This window comes from Mesorhizobium ciceri WSM4083 (assembly GCF_000519305.1).
GTDB lineage: Bacteria > Pseudomonadota > Alphaproteobacteria > Rhizobiales > Rhizobiaceae > Mesorhizobium > Mesorhizobium ciceri_B.
Genome location: NZ_JAFG01000008.1, coordinates 161,453 through 177,986 on the forward strand (window position 1 = coordinate 161,453; position 16,534 = coordinate 177,986).

Annotated in this window: 15 protein-coding genes; 13 read left to right on the plus strand and 2 right to left on the minus strand. The window is 63.3% G+C overall.

Annotated elements, in window-relative coordinates; genetic code table 11:
- Positions 1 to 48: 48 nt before the first annotated feature.
- On the minus strand, positions 49 to 990 hold the full coding sequence (gene fabD, locus MESCI2_RS0119105; RefSeq protein ID WP_027037974.1) for an ACP S-malonyltransferase: 942 nt from the start codon (positions 988 to 990) through the stop codon (positions 49 to 51).
- Between the two features lie 253 nt (positions 991 to 1,243).
- Here fabD and MESCI2_RS0119110 point away from each other — a divergent pair, with 253 nt between their 5' ends.
- Entirely contained in the window at positions 1,244 to 3,202 is a 1,959-nt protein-coding gene (locus tag MESCI2_RS0119110; RefSeq protein WP_081738799.1) for an LTA synthase family protein, read from the plus strand.
- Between the two features lie 49 nt (positions 3,203 to 3,251).
- Here the strand turns inward: MESCI2_RS0119110 and MESCI2_RS0119115 are convergent, their stop codons facing one another.
- On the minus strand, positions 3,252 to 4,910 hold the full coding sequence (locus tag MESCI2_RS0119115) for a pilus assembly protein (protein WP_027037976.1): 1,659 nt from the start codon (positions 4,908 to 4,910) through the stop codon (positions 3,252 to 3,254).
- A 453-nt stretch (positions 4,911 to 5,363) separates the two neighbouring features.
- Here MESCI2_RS0119115 and rpsF point away from each other — a divergent pair, with 453 nt between their 5' ends.
- The 12 genes from rpsF (at position 5,364) to MESCI2_RS0119175 (ending at position 16,451) form a co-directional block, all read left to right on the plus strand.
- Entirely contained in the window at positions 5,364 to 5,864 is a 501-nt protein-coding gene (gene rpsF / locus MESCI2_RS0119120) for a 30S ribosomal protein S6 (protein ID WP_013532520.1), read from the plus strand.
- Positions 5,864 to 6,112, plus strand: coding sequence for a 30S ribosomal protein S18 (rpsR, locus tag MESCI2_RS0119125; RefSeq protein ID WP_006203718.1), 249 nt, complete (start codon positions 5,864 to 5,866; stop codon positions 6,110 to 6,112). The genes rpsF and rpsR overlap by 1 nt, the downstream gene beginning before the upstream one ends.
- Before the next feature lie 217 nt (positions 6,113 to 6,329).
- Positions 6,330 to 6,914 carry a 50S ribosomal protein L9 gene (gene rplI / locus MESCI2_RS0119130; protein ID WP_027037977.1) on the plus strand — a complete coding sequence of 195 codons (585 nt, stop codon included), beginning with the start codon at positions 6,330 to 6,332 and terminating at the stop codon, positions 6,912 to 6,914.
- Positions 6,915 to 7,215: 301 nt separating this feature from the next.
- On the plus strand, positions 7,216 to 8,520 hold the full coding sequence (locus tag MESCI2_RS0119135; protein ID WP_027037978.1) for an SAM-dependent methyltransferase: 1,305 nt from the start codon (positions 7,216 to 7,218) through the stop codon (positions 8,518 to 8,520).
- Between the two features lie 67 nt (positions 8,521 to 8,587).
- Positions 8,588 to 8,911 carry a YnfA family protein gene (locus MESCI2_RS0119140; RefSeq protein WP_027037979.1) on the plus strand — a complete coding sequence of 108 codons (324 nt, stop codon included), beginning with the start codon at positions 8,588 to 8,590 and terminating at the stop codon, positions 8,909 to 8,911.
- Between the two features lies 1 nt (position 8,912).
- A complete protein-coding gene (locus MESCI2_RS0119145; protein ID WP_027037980.1) occupies positions 8,913 to 9,884 on the plus strand; it encodes a small ribosomal subunit Rsm22 family protein in 972 nt (323 codons plus the stop codon).
- A gap of 141 nt (positions 9,885 to 10,025) precedes the next feature.
- Positions 10,026 to 10,739, plus strand: coding sequence for a DUF1428 domain-containing protein (locus MESCI2_RS01000000134935; RefSeq protein WP_032900986.1), 714 nt, complete (start codon positions 10,026 to 10,028; stop codon positions 10,737 to 10,739).
- A 44-nt stretch (positions 10,740 to 10,783) separates the two neighbouring features.
- Positions 10,784 to 11,149, plus strand: coding sequence for a YciI family protein (locus tag MESCI2_RS0119155; RefSeq protein ID WP_027037981.1), 366 nt, complete (start codon positions 10,784 to 10,786; stop codon positions 11,147 to 11,149).
- The gene (locus tag MESCI2_RS0119160; protein WP_027037982.1) at positions 11,146 to 12,375 is read left to right on the plus strand and encodes an RNA polymerase sigma factor; all 1,230 of its coding nucleotides are present in this window, start codon (positions 11,146 to 11,148) and stop codon (positions 12,373 to 12,375) included. The genes MESCI2_RS0119155 and MESCI2_RS0119160 overlap by 4 nt, the downstream gene beginning before the upstream one ends.
- A gap of 227 nt (positions 12,376 to 12,602) precedes the next feature.
- Positions 12,603 to 14,093: a replicative DNA helicase gene (locus MESCI2_RS0119165; protein ID WP_027037983.1), complete on the plus strand. Its 1,491-nt coding sequence runs from the start codon at positions 12,603 to 12,605 to the stop codon at positions 14,091 to 14,093.
- A gap of 222 nt (positions 14,094 to 14,315) precedes the next feature.
- Positions 14,316 to 15,719, plus strand: a complete 1,404-nt coding sequence (gene radA, locus MESCI2_RS0119170) for a DNA repair protein RadA (protein ID WP_013532526.1) — start codon at positions 14,316 to 14,318, stop codon at positions 15,717 to 15,719.
- A 63-nt stretch (positions 15,720 to 15,782) separates the two neighbouring features.
- A complete protein-coding gene (locus MESCI2_RS0119175) occupies positions 15,783 to 16,451 on the plus strand; it encodes a CvpA family protein (RefSeq protein WP_027037984.1) in 669 nt (222 codons plus the stop codon).
- Positions 16,452 to 16,534 lie beyond the last annotated feature (83 nt).

Consider the following 16,534-nt stretch of genomic DNA (forward strand, 5'->3'; position numbering starts at 1 on the left):
CTGATTGAGAAGAGAACACCCTTTACAGGGATGGGATCAAATGACGCTTTATGCAAGCGCCACCATGGCCGCCTCGACGTCAGCCGCGGTGCCGACCGACGCGGTGGCGATATCGCGGTTGATGCGCCGCGCCAATCCCGAAAGCACCTTGCCGGCGCCAATCTCGTAAAGTGTGGTGACGCCGTTCGCGCCGAACCATTCCACCGTCTCGCGCCAGCGTACGCGGCCGGTTATCTGTTCGACCAGGCGGCGGGCGATCTCGTCCGGATCGCTGGTCGGGCTAACCGTGACATTGGACAGGACGGGAACCACCGGCGAATTCTTTGTCACGCCGGCCAGGGCTTCCCGCATGACGTCGGCCGCAGGCGCCATCAGCGCGGAGTGGAAAGGTGCGGAGACCTGCAGCATCAGCGCACGCTTGGCGCCCTTTTCCGTGCACAGTTTCGCTGCCAGTTCGACCGCGGCCTTGGCTCCGGAAATAACCAGCTGACCGCCGCCATTGTCGTTGGCGATCTGACAGACCGACCCTTTGGATGCCTCGGTGCAGGCTGCTTCAACATCGGCCTGTTCCAATCCGATGATCGCCGCCATAGCGCCCTCGCCGGCCGGCACCGCCGCCTGCATGGCATTGCCGCGTATGCGCAGCAACCGGGCGGCATCGGCAACCGAAACGAAGCCGGTAGCCGCCAACGCGGAATATTCGCCCAGCGAATGGCCGGCGACATAGGCAACTTTGCCTTTCAGCGAGAAGCCGCGCGATTCCAGCGCCCGGATCGCGGCCAGCGACACCGCCATCAGCGCCGGCTGCGCGTTGGCGGTCAGCGTCAACGCCTCTTCCGGCCCTTCCCAGATCAGCTTCGACAGGTTTTCGCCGAGCGCGTCGTCGACTTCCTGGAAGATTCTGCGCGCTTCGGGAAAGGCGTCGGCGAGATCCTTGCCCATGCCGACTGCCTGGCTGCCTTGTCCGGGAAAGGTGAATGCAACGGCCATGCGAGGGCTCCCAAGGGCTGGTTTTGCTTGCCTGATAGACGGGTTTTTCTTGCCTGTGACGCAAGGCAGGCCGCCAAGTCAAGCCCGGTTCCCCGCTGCCCGGCGGCGACTTTGCCTGCCGAGTGCCTGTTCCGAAAGGCTTTTTGGCGATCACTCCTGATGAAAACCGCTCACGATTCGTTTGCTGGCTCTTCTTATTTTGGCCACAGGCGCTAGCTTTGCGTGACAATTCCATGACAATCGAGTGACGTGCTTGTCGCTGGGTGGGGAAGTTAAAGTGGCAAAGAATTACAAACGCGCCGGCAAGGCCGCGCCACAGTTCCTGGAAGACGACCCCTCCACCGGCTATCTGCCGGGCAGGAGATGGCCGGTCGTGCGCTATGGGCTGATCAGCCTGGCGATCGCCGCCGTCCTGGTGTTTGCCATCGAACTGATCGTGCGCGGCGACTTTGCCGGCACGGTCTTCTTCTTCCTGCAGCCGCTCAAGCCGGGCTGGACCACCATCGTCGTGTTTGCGCTGATCCTGATCGGCCTCGATGCGGTGCTCGGCCGCAGCCATCAGAGCCTGATGATCGTCGCGCCGCTGACGCTTTCCCTTGCCTTCGTCGGGCACCAGAAGTCGCATTATCTCGGCGATCCGCTCTATCCGACCGATTTCCTCTATGCCCGCCAGATCTTCGCGCTACTGCCGCTTTTGGTGCGCGATCGGCCGATGACCGCGCTCGCCATGGTCGTCGGCATCGTCGCCGGCCTGTCACTGCTCGTCTATGGCTGGCGGATGTGGCGCCGCAAGGTTCCCGCACTCAGCCACAAGGGGCGCCTTGCGCGGCTGACGCTGGCAGTGCCGCTGCTCGCCTTCTTCGTTTCGATCATGGACTACGCCACCTTCTCCTGGACCAGGGATCGGCTGCAGATCATCCCGATCATGTGGGACCAGAAGGAAAACTATGCCTCCAACGGCTTTGCGCTGGCCTTTGCGCTCAATGTGCCGATGGCGCATGTCTCGGCGCCGCCAGGCTATTCCGACAAGGGGATCGCGGCGATCGCCAGGCCTGATGTGACCGCCTCGGTGCCGGCCGAGAAGCCGGACATCATCATCGTCATGAGCGAATCCTTCTGGGATCCGACCAAGCTGCCTGGCGTCACCATCACGCCCGATCCAATCCCCAATGTGCGGGCGCTGCGCTCGGGCTCGATGTTCTCGCCGGAGTTCGGCGGCATGACCGCCAATATCGAGTTCGAGGCGCTGACCGGCTTCTCCAACGCGTTCCTGCCAGTCGGCAGCATCCCCTATCAGCAATATGTGCGCACGCCGACGCCTTCGCTCGCAACCTTCCTCAAGAGCCAGGGCTACCGGGCGCGCGCCATCCATCCCGGCACCAACTGGTTCTGGAATCGTGGCGCGGTCTACGCCGATTTCGGCTTCAACGATTTCAAGTCGGAAGAGACGTTGCCGCCCATGCAAAAGCGCGGGCCGCTGGCATCGGATGCGGCGATGACCGACGAGATCATCAGCGAGGCCGACGCCAGCGACGAACCGGTGTTCTTCTTTGCGGTCAGCCTGCAGAACCACGGGCCCTATGAGCCGAACCGCTATTACAATCCGACGCACACGGTGCAGGCGCCAATCAGCCAGTGGGCGCGCGAATCGCTGCTTAGCTACGCCGAGGGCTCAGCCGATGCCGATCGTGGCCTTGAACGCCTCGTCGAATGGGCGAAGAAACGCTCCCGCCCCACCGTGATCGCCTTCTTCGGCGACCATCTGCCGCCGCTCGGGCCGGTCTACGTCGAAACCGGTTTCCTGAAGGACAATGTCGCACCGCGCAAGGAAGCGTCGCCGGAGGCCGCCCTCGAACACCACGAGACGCCGCTGGTCATCTGGTCGAACCGCACCGGGCCGGCTGAAGACATGGGCGCCGTCAGCCCGGCCTTCCTGCCCTATCATATCCTGAAGACGGCCGGCATCAGCCATCCCTATTACACCGGCTTCCTGGGCGAGATGAGCGAACGCTACCGTGTCGTTGACCGCAATCTTCTGCTGACGCCGGCTGGCGAAGCCACGCCCGATTGGGCGCGGCAGAAGGAGATCGACCCGGCGATCCGCGATTTCCGCCTGCTGCAGTATGATATGATGTTCGGCAAGCGTCAGGCAGCGCCTGACTTCTTCCCCGAAACGGTCGACAAGGACAAGGTTGTCGCCCATACGAGTTGAGACCAACGATTCCCTTCAGGAGCCGGCCAGTCCGTACCGGATCGAGCGTTCAGTTCGTCAATTGCAGCTTCGTGAACTTGTTGGCGATCTGCAGGAACACGTTCGGCAGTTTGGTCGGATCGTTAACGGCATAGTAGTTGCTCGGATCAGAGGCGCATGCGCTGTAAAGCGCGCGGTTGGCGGCGGTGTCGGACTGCAGCACCATGGTGTAGATTTGGACACCCTCGTCCTTCAATTGCGTGCAGACGCTTTTGGTCCAGCCGTCGACATTGCGCGCAGCGGTCGTCTGGTTATCCGATCCGAAACGGCCGCCGGCCAGATAGCCATAGGATGTGTAGTCAGACTTCGTCGGCTGTTGGCTGGCGCCATAGACGACGTTCTCACCGTCGGTGAGCAACAGCACGATCTTGCTGATGCCGGGCGTCTTCCACGGCGCTCCATCGGTATAGGGCGCGGCGGGCGACAGCACCCGCATACCCCATGACAGGCCCTCGGAGACATTGGTGCCCGAGCCGTTCCACTCGGTCATCTGACTGGCCGCCTTGCGCAGCTTGTCGAAATCGTCGGTCAGGGGGACCACCGGGGTCGGACACGCACGGTTCGGGCCGACAGTGATGGGAGAGCCGATCTCGGTGATGAGTTCCTTGGCGGGCGCGACATATTTGGCGATCTTTTCCCTGGCAGCCCTGTCATCGGGCGACAGAAGTTCGATGAGGTTGCCGAGCAGGTTGCTGAGATCGATGCCCAGAATGTTGATGCCCGACTGGGCAAGCCTGGTTTTGTCGCTGACATCGTTGAGATAGGAGTTGTTGTAGTATTTATCCGAATTGCCATAGGAGCCAGACGGCTTTTGGGCGTCTTCGGGATCGTCCGGGGCAAAGTACGGCACGAACAGCGTGTCGGGCTTGGCCGTGTCGGGTGGCGTGTCGGAGATATTGTAAGCGCCTGGCCGCGCCTCGACACAACCCTTCCATCCGGTGCCATTCCATCCGGCATCGGTCCATCCGGTCTTCTTGAGCTGTTTGAAGAGCGCCATGTGGTTCGGCCGCTTGCCGTCGATGACGGGAAAATTGACGCCGTTGGTTGAGGACTTGCCGTCTATGTCGATCCAGGACGGGTCGAAGCCGTCGCCATTGACGTTGACGGCGGTTACGAATGGAACCAGCGAGGCGCGGATCTTGCGCGTCGGCGATTTCGCCGCTTCGAGCGTGTCGAGCAACGATTTTGTTGCCGTCCTCAGCGCCGTCATACGCGCTCCGGCCATCGAGCCAGTGTTGTCCAGCACCAGCACGACTTCGAGCTGGTTGTTCGATTCGACCGCCGAGGCATCGACCACGATGTGCTTGCTGTCGCCGAACAGGAAGGCGAAGTTGAGATTGACGTCCGCCGAGGCAACCGCCTTTGTCTTGACGAAGTTGACGCCCTTATCGACAGTCAACGTCGCCTGCGCATTGCCGAGCTCGCCATGACCGACGATGTTGGCCTGGAAATAGCGGTTGAAAGCGTCATTGCGGGTGATGTCGAGGTCGCCAAGGTGCGAAGAAGCAAGGTTTGCCGAATCGAGAGCGTTCTGCAAATTGCTCTTGGCCCGCATAAGGGTCGAGACATCGGTTGCGAAAGCGACAGCCGTCAGGATGACCGGCAAACCCAGTCCCAGCACAAGCGTGAAATTGCCGCTCTTCGAGCGCCAGAATTTGTTGAGAAGCATCCTTACCCCCGGAAATGCTTGCCGCCTTTGCGCGGTTGTCCCGGCTTTTGCGCCTTCCCTGATGAATCGACCGTTGACGGCCAGGCTTCAACTCCACACAACCTTCTGGTGTGGTTAAGACGTGGTTGCCGGAAACCAAAACTTCAGCGGTTGCTGCCCCCCGATTGTCGGCTGTGACACACGCGAATGCCACTTGCCCTTGCTTTGCGGCCGGATTGCTGTATAGACGCCCGCAATCTGCCGGTCCTTGCTGGGGGCTGAACGGAGGGCCGGAGGTTTTTCAGAACCTTCGTGTGAAGCCGGAAGTGCTTCCGCCTCCCGTGTCTCCGCTCTCGACCGTCTCGTCATGCTCCTTTCTTCCCCCTGCCCCTTCGAGGGTTTGCGGGTCAGAGAAGTTGCAGAGGCTTTTGCCGCCGGGAACCGGGAGAGAAACGAAGAAAGGCATAAGACATAATGGCTCTTTACGAACATGTGTTTCTTGCCCGGCAGGACCTCTCGCAGCAGCAGGTCGATGCGCTTGTCGAACAGTACAAGGGTGTCATCTCCGCAAATGGCGGGTCCGTCGGCCGGGTCGAGAACTGGGGACTGAAGTCCCTCACCTACCGGGTCAACAAGAACCGGAAGGCTTACTACACGCTGATGGACCTGAATTGCCCGGCAGCCGCGCTCAACGAGATGGAGCGCCAGATGGGCCTGTCCGAAGACGTGCTGCGTTTCCTGACCATCAAGGTCGAGGCGCATGAGGAAGGCCCGTCGGCCATGATGCAGAAGCGCGAAGAGCGCTCGGAACGCGGCGGCTTCGGCGACCGTGACCGTGGCGATCGTGGTCCGCGTTCGTTCGGTGATCGTGATCGCGGCGACCGTGGCGATCGTCCGCCGCGCTCGTTCGGCGACGCCGGTGCCGATCGTGGTCCGCGTCGTCCGCGCGAAGGCTTTGAAGGGGGTGCAGAATAATGGTCGACATCAATCAGATCCCGACCCGGCGCCCGTTCCATCGCCGCCGCAAGACTTGCCCGTTCTCCGGCGCCAACGCGCCCAAGATCGACTACAAGGACGTGCGTCTGCTGCAGCGCTACATTTCCGAGCGCGGCAAGATCGTGCCGTCGCGCATCACCGCCGTCAGCCAGAAGAAGCAGCGCGAACTCGCCAAGGCGATCAAGCGCGCCCGCTTCCTCGGCCTGCTGCCCTACGTGGTTCGCTAATATCTCAAATGCGGGCGGTTCGCCGCCCGCTCTTCTCCCACGGCGACGGGCGCCGCAGGGTCGACATCAAATCCCGAGTTGAGGTCAAACCTCTAACTGCCGCAACAGGCAGGACAGCGACACCAGCGCCAAAGGCGCTCAAGCTTCCTGCCTGTTCCCAAGACATTCGGCGTCGATCTCATCGCATCGATTGGCGCCCAACCGAAGGAACAAAACCATGGACGTCATTCTTCTCGAACGCGTTTCCCGTCTCGGCCAGATGGGCGATACCGTCAAGGTCAAGGACGGCTTCGCACGTAACTTCCTGCTGCCGCAGGGCAAGGCGCTGCGCGCCAACGAAGCCAACAAGAAGAAGTTCGAAGGCCAGCGCGCCCAACTCGAAGCCCGTAACCTCGAGCGCAAGTCGGAAGCGGCCCAGGTCGCTGAAAAGCTCGACGGCAAGAGCTTCATCGCCGTTCGCTCCGCCGGCGAAACCGGTCAGCTTTACGGTTCCGTTTCGACCCGCGACATCGCCGATCTGCTGACGGCGGAAGGTTTTACGATCAACCGCAACCAGATCCTGCTCAACCAGCCGATCAAGACCATCGGTGTCACCAATGTGGCGATCGCGCTGCATCCGGAAGTCGAGGTCACCGTCACGCTCAACATCGCTCGCACGGCCGACGAAGCCGAGCGCCAGGCCAAGGGCGAGACACTGACCACCGCCGAAGCCATCTATGGCGACGACATCAACGACAATGCCCGGCCGGAGAACTTCTTCGATCCGAACACCGAGTTCGAGGGCGACGAAGATAACGCCTGATCACACATCGCAAGACGATTGGAGCCATGGGCTGATCACGACTTAACGCCAACCTCCGATCGCTTTGCCGTCATCCAGCCATGCTGGACCAATGCCCGGGCCCCTCGCCCGGGCATTTTTGTGCCAAATGGAACTTTTCGAACCCCTATATATTGTTGCAGACTATGGCGTCGCGCGTCCTTTGGCCGCGCAAATCACGCTGTGCAACTTTGGTTCGGCGCAAGACCCCCGGCGAAATCGATCCCGATTTTCGCGGTCACGCGCCAAGGCAGCCTGTCTGGCCGAGAGGGGACATTTGGTCATGAATATTCTGTTGAAGCGCGTTCTCGACCGCCTGGTGCGCACCGGCAATCTCAAGGTGACCGGCCCCAAGGGCACGGCGGTGGTTTTCGGCGACGGCAGTGGCGAACCGGTGCACATGCACATCAAGACCGCTCATGCCGAGCGTGCCATCACCTTCGATCCGATGCTGGCGGTGCCTGAAGCCTACATGGACGGCGAACTCGACATTCTCGAAGGCGGCGTGCTGGGCGTGATGCGCATCGCCTTCCAGAACATGGGCAGCGGCGGCATCGACGCCACCTGGTCGAAGGCCATCGAAGGCCTGCGCCACGCCTTCCGCCGCCTGCAGCAGATCAACACCGCCTCGCGCTCGCGCCGCAACGTGCAGCGCCACTACGATCTGTCGGGCGACCTCTACCGGCTCTTCCTCGACGAGGACATGCAATATTCCTGCGCCTATTTCGAGCAGCCGGACATGACGCTCGACGAAGCGCAGGCCGCCAAGAAACGCCACATCGCCGCCAAGCTCCGGCTGAAGGCCGGCCAGACGGTGCTCGACATCGGCTCCGGCTGGGGCGGGCTTGGCCTTTATCTCGCCAAGGCGTTCGACGTCGACGTGCAAGGCGTGACGCTATCGACCGAGCAGCATGGCGTCGCCACCGACCGGGCGCATGCGCAAGGGCTGGAAAGCCGCGTGCATTTCGAGCTGAAGGACTACCGCGAACTCAACGAGCGTTTCGACCGCATCGTCTCGGTCGGTATGTTCGAGCATGTCGGCGTCAACCACTACCGAACGTTCTTCGACAAGAGCGCGACGCTGCTCAAGCCGGACGGCGTCATGCTGTTGCACACGATCGGCCGTTCCGGCGTGCCGTGGGCGACCAGCGCCTTCATCCGCAAGTACATCTTCCCGGGCGGCTATATCCCTTCGCTGTCGGAAGTCATGCCGGCGATCGAGAAGTCGGGCCTGATCGTCACCGACGTCGAGATCCTGCGGCTCCACTATGCCGATACGCTTAAGCACTGGGGCGAGCGTTTCGCCGCCAATCGCGACAAGGCCAAGGCGATCTATGACGAGCGCTTCTGCCGCATGTGGGAATTTTATCTGGCGGCTTCGGAAGCCGCCTTCCGCTGGCAAGACCTGGTGATCTTCCAGATCCAGATCACCAAGAAGAACGATACGCTGCCGATGACACGCGACTACATGGCCAAATGCGAAAAAGCGCTTGAGATGCGCGATATGGGGCATCGTGAAACGGCTCCCGTCAAAAAGAGCCCGACTGCCAAGCCGGCTCGCCGCCGCAAGGTTGCCGACCAGGAATAGCATTGCCGCTTGCCATTGCCGGCGCCTGCACTGAAAAAGGTCCCGTGACCGTCGCGGGACCTTTTTCATGACCTTTGTCCTCTATGCCGCCGCTGCTCTGGCCGAGATCGCCGGCTGCTTTTCATTCTGGGCCTGGTGGCGGCTGGAGAAGTCGCCGCTTTGGCTGCTCCCCGGCCTCGCCTCGCTTGCCCTGTTCGGCTTCCTGCTGGCGCTGGTCGACACGTCAGCCGCCGGTCGCGCCTACGCCGCCTATGGCGGCATCTACATCGCGGCCTCGCTTGGCTGGCTGTGGCTGGTGGAGGGCGTTCGCCCCGACCGCTGGGATCTTGCCGGTGCCACGCTCTGCATTGCCGGCGCTTCAGTGATCCTTCTCGTCCCGCGGGGCGCATGAGATGGAGTTGCCGGCCTCCCTTCGCCAAGGTGTCGAGCGCCTGCTCGAGAACGTTCCGCTGGCCGTACTCAAGCAAGCGGCAAAAACGCTGTCCGACCGTTATCGCGCCGAGTTGCGTGACGGCCGTCTGCACATGGCCGAGGATTTGGCGGTGAAGGCCTATCTGGCGACGCGGCTGCCGGCGACCTATGCCGCGATCCGCGCCAGCCTCGACGCGCTGAGCGACGCCAAGCCTGCCTTTCAGCCCAGGACCTTGCTCGATGTCGGCGCCGGCCCTGGCACGGTGCTTTGGGCCGCGACCGACCAGTGGCCCGACCTCGAACAGGCGGTGTTGTTCGAAGCCAGCGCGGCGGTGCGCAAGGTCGGCGAGACGCTTGCCGGCGACACTATCGCCGCCCAGACCAGATGGCTGGCCGGTGATGCCACCATCGACCTTGCCGACATCGAGCCGGCCGATCTGGTCACGTGCGCCTATGTGCTCGACGAAATCGCGCCGGCGTCGCTGCCGAAACTCATCGACCGGCTCTGGCAACTCACCGGCGACACGCTGCTGATCGTCGAGCCGGGTACGCCGGCCGGCTGGCAGCGCATCCTTGCCGTGCGCCGGCAACTGATCGAGGCGGGCGCGCATGTGCTTGCGCCTTGCCCGCATCAGGCGCCCTGCCCGCTCACCCCGCCCGACTGGTGCCACTTTTCCCGCCGCGTCGCCCGCTCGCGCCTGCACAGGCTGGCAAAGGACGCCGATGTGCCGTGGGAAGACGAGAAGTTCATCTATGTCGCAGCGTCCCGAGAACTGCCCACTTCGCACCAGGCACGGGTTCTTGCTCCGCCGAAGTCCGGTTCCGGCAAGGTTTTGCTCAAGCTTTGCAGGGAAGACGGCACCGCCGCCGAGCGCTTGTTCACCAAGCGCGACGGCGCCGACTTCAAGCTGGCCCGGCGCCTGGACTGGGGTGACAGGCTGGCTTCCGAATAGGCAGCCGTGGCGTTTGCGACCGCGCCGAAGAAAAATTTCGGAGCGATGTCGAATCCAGGCCGTGCCGTTCGACCATTGGCGTTCTCGGACCTTTCGAGACGCCAAGGGTGCCAAACGGCACCAGCCAACAGGAGAGACGCAATGAGCTATATCGCAGGATTTGTCGCCGCGGTGCCCGCCGCCAACAAGGAAGCCTACCGCAGGCATGTCGCCGAGGCGGCATCGGTGCTGAAGGAGTTCGGCACCACCCGCATGGTCGAAGGATGGGGCGACGACGTGCCCGGCGGCAAGATCACCGATTTCAAGGGAGCGGTGAAGGCAAAGCCGGATGAAGTCATCACCTTTTCATGGCACGAATACGCGGACAAGGCGGCGGCGGACGCGGCCTATCAGACGATGATGAGCGACCCGCGCATGGCGGAGATCGGCGCGTCCATGCCCTTTGATGGCAAGCGCATGATCATCGGCGGCTTCACGCCGCTCATCGACCTGAATACGACCGGCAAGACCGGCTATATCGACGGCTCGCTGGTGCCGGTGCCGGCCGCCAACAAGCAAGCCTACCTTGCCGTGGCGGCGAAGCAGGCCGCGGTGATCAAAGAGCACGGCGCAACCCGCGTCGTCGAAGCGTGGGGCGACGATGTTCCCGACGGCAAGATAACCGATTACCGTGGCGCCGTGAAAGCGACGGGCGACGAGGTTGTCGTCTATGCCTGGGTCGAATGGCCGTCGAAGCAGGCGCGCGACGACGCCTGGAAAAAGGTGATTGCCGATCCGCGCATGTATGCCGACACCATGCCCTACGACAACCAGCGGCGGGTCCATGGCGGCTTTGCGCCGATCCTCGACGCCTGATCCCAAGAACCCTAGTTTCGACAATCCTGGAAAAGGAACCCACCATGCGTTACGCCTGTCTCATCTACTACCACCCCAAAACGTTGTTCGGCGGCAGCCCGGAGGCCAATGCCGTGCTGGCCGAGTGCTCCGGATATGACGAGGTGCTCAAAGCCAGCGGCCACTTCGTAACCGCCGAGGCCCTGGTGCTGCCGGAAGAGGCGATGACCGTGCAGGTCCGCGACGGCAAGATGTCGACCGTCGACGGCCCATTCATGGAGACCAAGGAGATCCTGGGCGGCATCATCGTCATCGAAGCCCGCGATCTCAACGAGGCGGTGCGGGTGGCGAGCGGCCATCCGCTGGCAACGATCGGCTTCGTCGAAGTCCGCCCGGTCGTCGACTTCAGTCAGCCGCCGCCGGTCCTGTGAGCACCGCCGGCCCGCGCGATGCCCTGGAGGCGGCCTACCGCACCGAGGCGCGGCGCGTGCTGGCGACCTTGATCCGCCTGCTCGGCGGTTTCGACGCGGCGGAGGAGGCCTTGCACGAGGCCTTCACTGCTGCCGCCGAACAATGGCCGCGCCAGGGTGTGCCGGCCAATCCCTATTCCTGGCTGGTCTCGGCCGGCCGCTTCAGGACCATCGACCGCTGGCGCCGGGAAGCGCGGCTGACCGGGGCCCTGCCCGAGCTCACGGCTTTGGCCGAGCCGACGCCGGAACCAGCCATGCCGGAAGACATCCAGGACGATGAATTGCGGCTCATTTTCGTCTGCTGCCACCCGGCGCTGACGCCGGATGCACGCATTGCCCTGACCCTGCGCGAAGTGGGTGGCTTGACCACCGAGGAGATTGCCCGCGCCTATCTGACGCCGGCACCGACCATTGCGCAACGCATCGTGCGGGCCAAGGCGAAGATCCGCGACGAGGCCATTCCCTACGAAGTGCCCGACCGCGGCGACCTGCCGGTGCGTCTCGAGAGCGCGCTGCAAGTGATCTACCTGATCTTCAACGAGGGTTACGCGGCAACCGAGGGGCCGAACCTGACGCGGGCGGACCTGTGCGCCGAGGCGATCCGGCTCGGCCGGCTGATGGTCGAGCTGCTCGACCAGCCGGAGGCGCAGGGGCTGCTGGCCCTGATGCTGCTGCACGAGGCGCGGCGCGCAACGCGGGTCGACGCCAGCGGCGATCTCGTGCTGCTGGAGGACCAGGACCGCACGCTGTGGGACCGCACGCTGATTGCCGAGGCCGACGGCCTGATCGGCAAGGCGATCGCCTCGCGCCGCATCGGACCTTACATCCTGCAAGCGGCCATTGCGTCCGTTCACGCCGAGGCGTCAGGTACGACTGAGACCGACTGGGTACAGATCGTCGCGCTTTACGATGTGCTGAGCCGTGTCGACCCTTCGCCGGTCGTGGCGCTCAACCGTGCCGCAGCCATCGCCATGCGCGACGGCCCGCAGGCCGGACTGGCAGCGATCGAGATGATCATGGCCCAAGGCGGGCTTGACGGCTACCATCTGGCGCATGCGGCGCGGGCAGACATGCAGCGCCGACTTGGCTTGAGCGACGCGGCAAGGACCTCCTACCGGCGGGCGCTGGAGCTGACCCGGCAGCCGGCGGAACGCCGGTTCATCGAGAGGCGACTCGATCAGCTTTGAACGGAGTGGCGGTACCGGAAACCAGCGCTTGTTTTCCTGTTTTGTTCTCCCTATAGACGCGCTACATTCGTTCTTTCGATTCGAGTCAATTGTGATTCTTTCCACCGAATAATCTTGGCTGTGAATCGCGGGTACCAAAGCTCATTGGACAGGCACTGGTGCAGATAAGTCAGCATGGACTTGTCACGTTCTGATATCGAGAAGCCGGGATCGAAATCGGGGACATCATGGCAGAAGCAGCGCGAAAATTCGGCGTGGCGGAAACACCGCTTTATCGTGAAGCGCCCAACAACATCGAGGCCGAGCAGGCGCTGCTCGGCGCCATCCTCGTCAACAACGATGCGTTCTACCGCGTCTCGGATTTCCTCAAGGCCAGCCATTTCTACGAGCCGCTGCACCGCAAGATCTTCGAGGTGGCGTCCGAGTTCATCCGTATGGGCAAGGTCGCAACGCCGATCACGCTAAAAACCTTCCTGCCGGCCGACGAGAAGGTCGGCGACATGACGATGGCGCAATATGTCGTGCGGCTGGCGGTCGAGGCCGTGACCGTCGTCAACGCCACCGATTATGGCCGCGCCATCTACGATCTTGCCACGCGCCGCGCGTTGATCACCGTCGGCGAGGACATGGTCAACATCGCCTATGACGCGCCGGTCGACATGGCGCCCACCGAGCAGATCGAGGATGCCGAGCGGCGGCTGTTCGAGCTGGCCGAAAACGGCCGCTACGATGGCGGTTTCGAAAGTTTTTCCGATGCGTTGAAGAATGCCGTCGACATGGCAAGTGCTGCCTATATGCGCGATGGCCACCTGTCCGGCATTGCCACCGGCCTGCGCGATCTCGACCACCGCATGGGTGGCCTGCAGCCATCGGATTTGATCATCATCGCCGGCCGTCCAGGCATGGGCAAGACGTCGCTGGCCACCAACATCGCCTACAACATCGCTGCCGCTTATGAGCCTGCCCAACAGGCCGACGGCTCCGTCAAGGCGGCCAATGGCGGCGTCGTCGGCTTCTTCTCGCTCGAAATGTCGTCCGAGCAGCTGGCCACCCGCATCATCTCCGAGCAGACCGAGATCCCATCGTCGAAAATCAGGCGTGGCGACCTGACCGAAGCCGATTTCGGCAAGCTTGTCGCCTACACGCAGGAGAACCACAAGCGGCCGCTGTACATCGACCAGACGGGCGGTATTTCGATTGCCCAGCTCGCGGCTCGCGCCCGCCGCCTCAAGCGCCAGCGCGGGCTGGACCTGATGGTCATCGACTATATCCAGCTGATGCAGGGTTCATCCGCCAAGGCGTCGCAGAACCGCGTCCAGGAAATCACCGAGATCACCACCGGACTGAAGGCGCTCGGCAAGGAGCTTGGCGTGCCGATCATCGCTCTCTCACAGCTCTCGCGTCAGGTCGAAAGCCGCGACGACAAGCATCCGCAGCTGTCCGATCTGCGCGAATCGGGCTCGATCGAGCAGGACGCCGACGTTGTGCTGTTCGTGTACCGCGAGGAATATTACATCAAGAACAAGGAGCCGGAGAAAGGCACGCCCGAGCATCTCGCCTGGGAGACGAAGATGATCGAGGTCCAGGGCAAGGCCGAAGTGATCATCGCCAAGCAGCGCCATGGCCCGACCGGCACCGTCAGCCTTGCCTTCCAGGGCGAGTTCACCCGCTTCTCCGACCTCGCCGAGGAGCATCATCTGCCGGAAAGGTTCGAGTGACCTATTGAGACAGGTCTCGTTCCTTGGCGCCCCCCTTTGTCCTGCCGGACATCTCCCCCTCCAGGGGGGAGATTGGATGTCATCGATTCTTTCGCCAATTTTTGGCGTTGAAAAGAAGGCGCAAGCGCTGAAGCTGCAAATCTCCCCCCTCGAGGGGGAGATGGCTGGCAGGCCAGAGGGGGGCGCTGCCCCGCCAACCTGTTACGGCGTGGCATCCCGCTGATGGCAAAGTCACGCGTCCAATTCATCTGCCAGAGTTGCGGATCGGTGCATCAGCGCTGGGCCGGCAAATGCGATGCCTGCGGCGAGTGGAACACACTGGTCGAGGAAGGCACGTCCGGCGGCATCGGCTCGGGACCAGCCAACACGCGCAACGCCCGCAAGGGACGCGCGGTGGTGCTGACCACGCTGTCCGGCGATATCGAGGACGCGCCGCGCATCATCTCGGGCATTGGCGAACTCGACCGCGCCACCGGCGGCGGTTTCGTGCGCGGCTCGGCGCTGCTGGTCGGCGGCGACCCCGGCATCGGCAAGTCGACGCTGCTCACCCAGGCGGCCGCGGCGCTGGCATCAAAAGGCCACCGCATCGTCTATGTCTCGGGCGAAGAGGCGGTCGCGCAGATCAGGCTGCGGGCGCAGCGGCTTGGCGTCGCCTCTTCTCCGGTGGAACTTGCCGCCGAGACCAATGTCGAGGACATCCTGGCGACGATCGCCGACGGCAAGCGGCCTGATCTCGTCATCCTGGATTCGATCCAGACGCTGTGGACCGACCTTGCCGATTCGGCACCGGGCACCGTTACCCAGGTGCGCGCCGCTGCCCAGGCGATGATCCGCTATGCGAAATCCACGGGTGCTGCGATCGTACTGGTCGGCCATGTCACCAAGGAAGGCCAGATCGCCGGGCCGCGCGTCGTCGAGCACATGGTCGACGCAGTGCTCTACTTCGAAGGCGAAGGCGGCCACCACTATCGCATCCTGCGTACGGTGAAGAACCGTTTTGGACCGACCGACGAGATCGGCGTCTTCGAAATGTCGGACAAGGGCCTGCGCGAGGTCGCCAATCCGTCCGAGCTTTTCCTTGGCGAACGCCATGCCAAATCGCCTGGCGCTGCGGTTTTCGCGGGCATGGAGGGGACAAGGCCGGTGCTGGTCGAGATCCAGGCGCTGGTCGCACCCTCTTCGCTCGGCACGCCGCGCCGCGCCGTCGTCGGCTGGGACGGCGCCCGGCTGTCGATGATCCTGGCGGTTCTCGAAGCCCATTGCGGCGTGCGCTTCGGCAGCCACGATGTCTATCTCAATGTCGCCGGCGGCTACCGGATTTCGGAGCCCGCGGCCGATCTGGCAGTGGCGGCCGCCCTGGTTTCCTCGCTCACCGGTCTTGCCCTTCCCGCCGATTGCGTCTATTTCGGCGAAATCAGCCTTTCGGGCGCCGTGAGGCCGGTTGCGCATGCGCAACAGCGCCTCAAGGAAGCCGAAAAGCTGGGTTTTGGAAGTGCGGTTCTGCCCTCGGGCAGCGGGGAACTGGCCGGGGGGATCGGGGCCGGTTCTTTCCAGCCGACCGAGCTTGCCGACCTCGTGGCACGCATAGCTGGCTCACGCCGAAGCCGCGTGGACGAAGAAGATTAGAGCATCGGATCCAGAGCCCGATGCTCCGCACTATAATGCGGCTCATGGAGTGGGGCGAAAGACATGCCGATTACGCTGCTTGACGGAATTCTCGTCGGCTTCACCCTGGTCTCAGCGATGCTCGCCATGGTTCGCGGCTTCTCGCGCGAAGTCCTGTCCGTCGTCTCCTGGGCAGCGGCGGCAGCTGCGGCGTTCTTCTTCTACAAGCCGGTTGTGCCCTACCTCGCGCCCTACATCGAGAATGAAAAGGTCGCCATGGCGGCTGCCGCCGGCGTGGTTTTCATCATCGCGTTGATCGTCGTCTCGGTCGTCACCATGAAGCTCGCCGACTGGATCATCGATTCCAGGATCGGCGCGCTCGACCGTACGCTCGGTTTCCTTTACGGCGCCGCGCGCGGCATCCTGGTCGTTGCCGTCGCCCTGCTGTTCTTCAACTGGCTGGCCGGCGCCAAGGCACCAGCCTGGGTCACGGAGGCCAAGTCGCGGCCGCTGCTCGAGCAGATCGGCGCCAAGCTCGAAAGCCTGCTGCCCGAGGATCCGGAAAACGCGATCCTCAAGAAGCTCAATCCGAATCAGCCGGCCGCCGAGACGCCAGCTGCTCCGGACGCACCGGCGGCGGATGCTCCGGCGGGCGGCGACGATGCCAACACGCCGGCGCCTGACGACAATGACGCAACACCACCGGCGAACAACGCCCCGGCCGCTCCGGCACCGGCGGCGCCGGCAAACTGACGCCGAAAACGGCGTCAGGATCTGACGATGGTGTGAACGACCGCACGGCCCGCGTTGCTTTCGGCGCGAACCCGCATTATATG

Coding starts and splice junctions, on each gene's coding strand:
- fabD (WP_027037974.1), bottom strand. CDS start 990: ATGGCCGTTGCATTCACCTTTCCCGGACAAGGCAGCCAGGCAGTCGGC.
- MESCI2_RS0119115 (WP_027037976.1), bottom strand. CDS start 4,910: ATGCTTCTCAACAAATTCTGGCGCTCGAAGAGCGGCAATTTCACGCTT.
- rpsF (WP_013532520.1), top strand. CDS start 5,364: ATGGCTCTTTACGAACATGTGTTTCTTGCCCGGCAGGACCTCTCGCAG.
- rpsR (WP_006203718.1), top strand. CDS start 5,864: ATGGTCGACATCAATCAGATCCCGACCCGGCGCCCGTTCCATCGCCGC.
- rplI (WP_027037977.1), top strand. CDS start 6,330: ATGGACGTCATTCTTCTCGAACGCGTTTCCCGTCTCGGCCAGATGGGC.
- MESCI2_RS0119135 (WP_027037978.1), top strand. CDS start 7,216: ATGAATATTCTGTTGAAGCGCGTTCTCGACCGCCTGGTGCGCACCGGC.
- MESCI2_RS0119140 (WP_027037979.1), top strand. CDS start 8,588: ATGACCTTTGTCCTCTATGCCGCCGCTGCTCTGGCCGAGATCGCCGGC.
- MESCI2_RS0119145 (WP_027037980.1), top strand. CDS start 8,913: ATGGAGTTGCCGGCCTCCCTTCGCCAAGGTGTCGAGCGCCTGCTCGAG.
- MESCI2_RS01000000134935 (WP_032900986.1), top strand. CDS start 10,026: ATGAGCTATATCGCAGGATTTGTCGCCGCGGTGCCCGCCGCCAACAAG.
- MESCI2_RS0119155 (WP_027037981.1), top strand. CDS start 10,784: ATGCGTTACGCCTGTCTCATCTACTACCACCCCAAAACGTTGTTCGGC.
- MESCI2_RS0119165 (WP_027037983.1), top strand. CDS start 12,603: ATGGCAGAAGCAGCGCGAAAATTCGGCGTGGCGGAAACACCGCTTTAT.
- radA (WP_013532526.1), top strand. CDS start 14,316: ATGGCAAAGTCACGCGTCCAATTCATCTGCCAGAGTTGCGGATCGGTG.
- MESCI2_RS0119175 (WP_027037984.1), top strand. CDS start 15,783: ATGCCGATTACGCTGCTTGACGGAATTCTCGTCGGCTTCACCCTGGTC.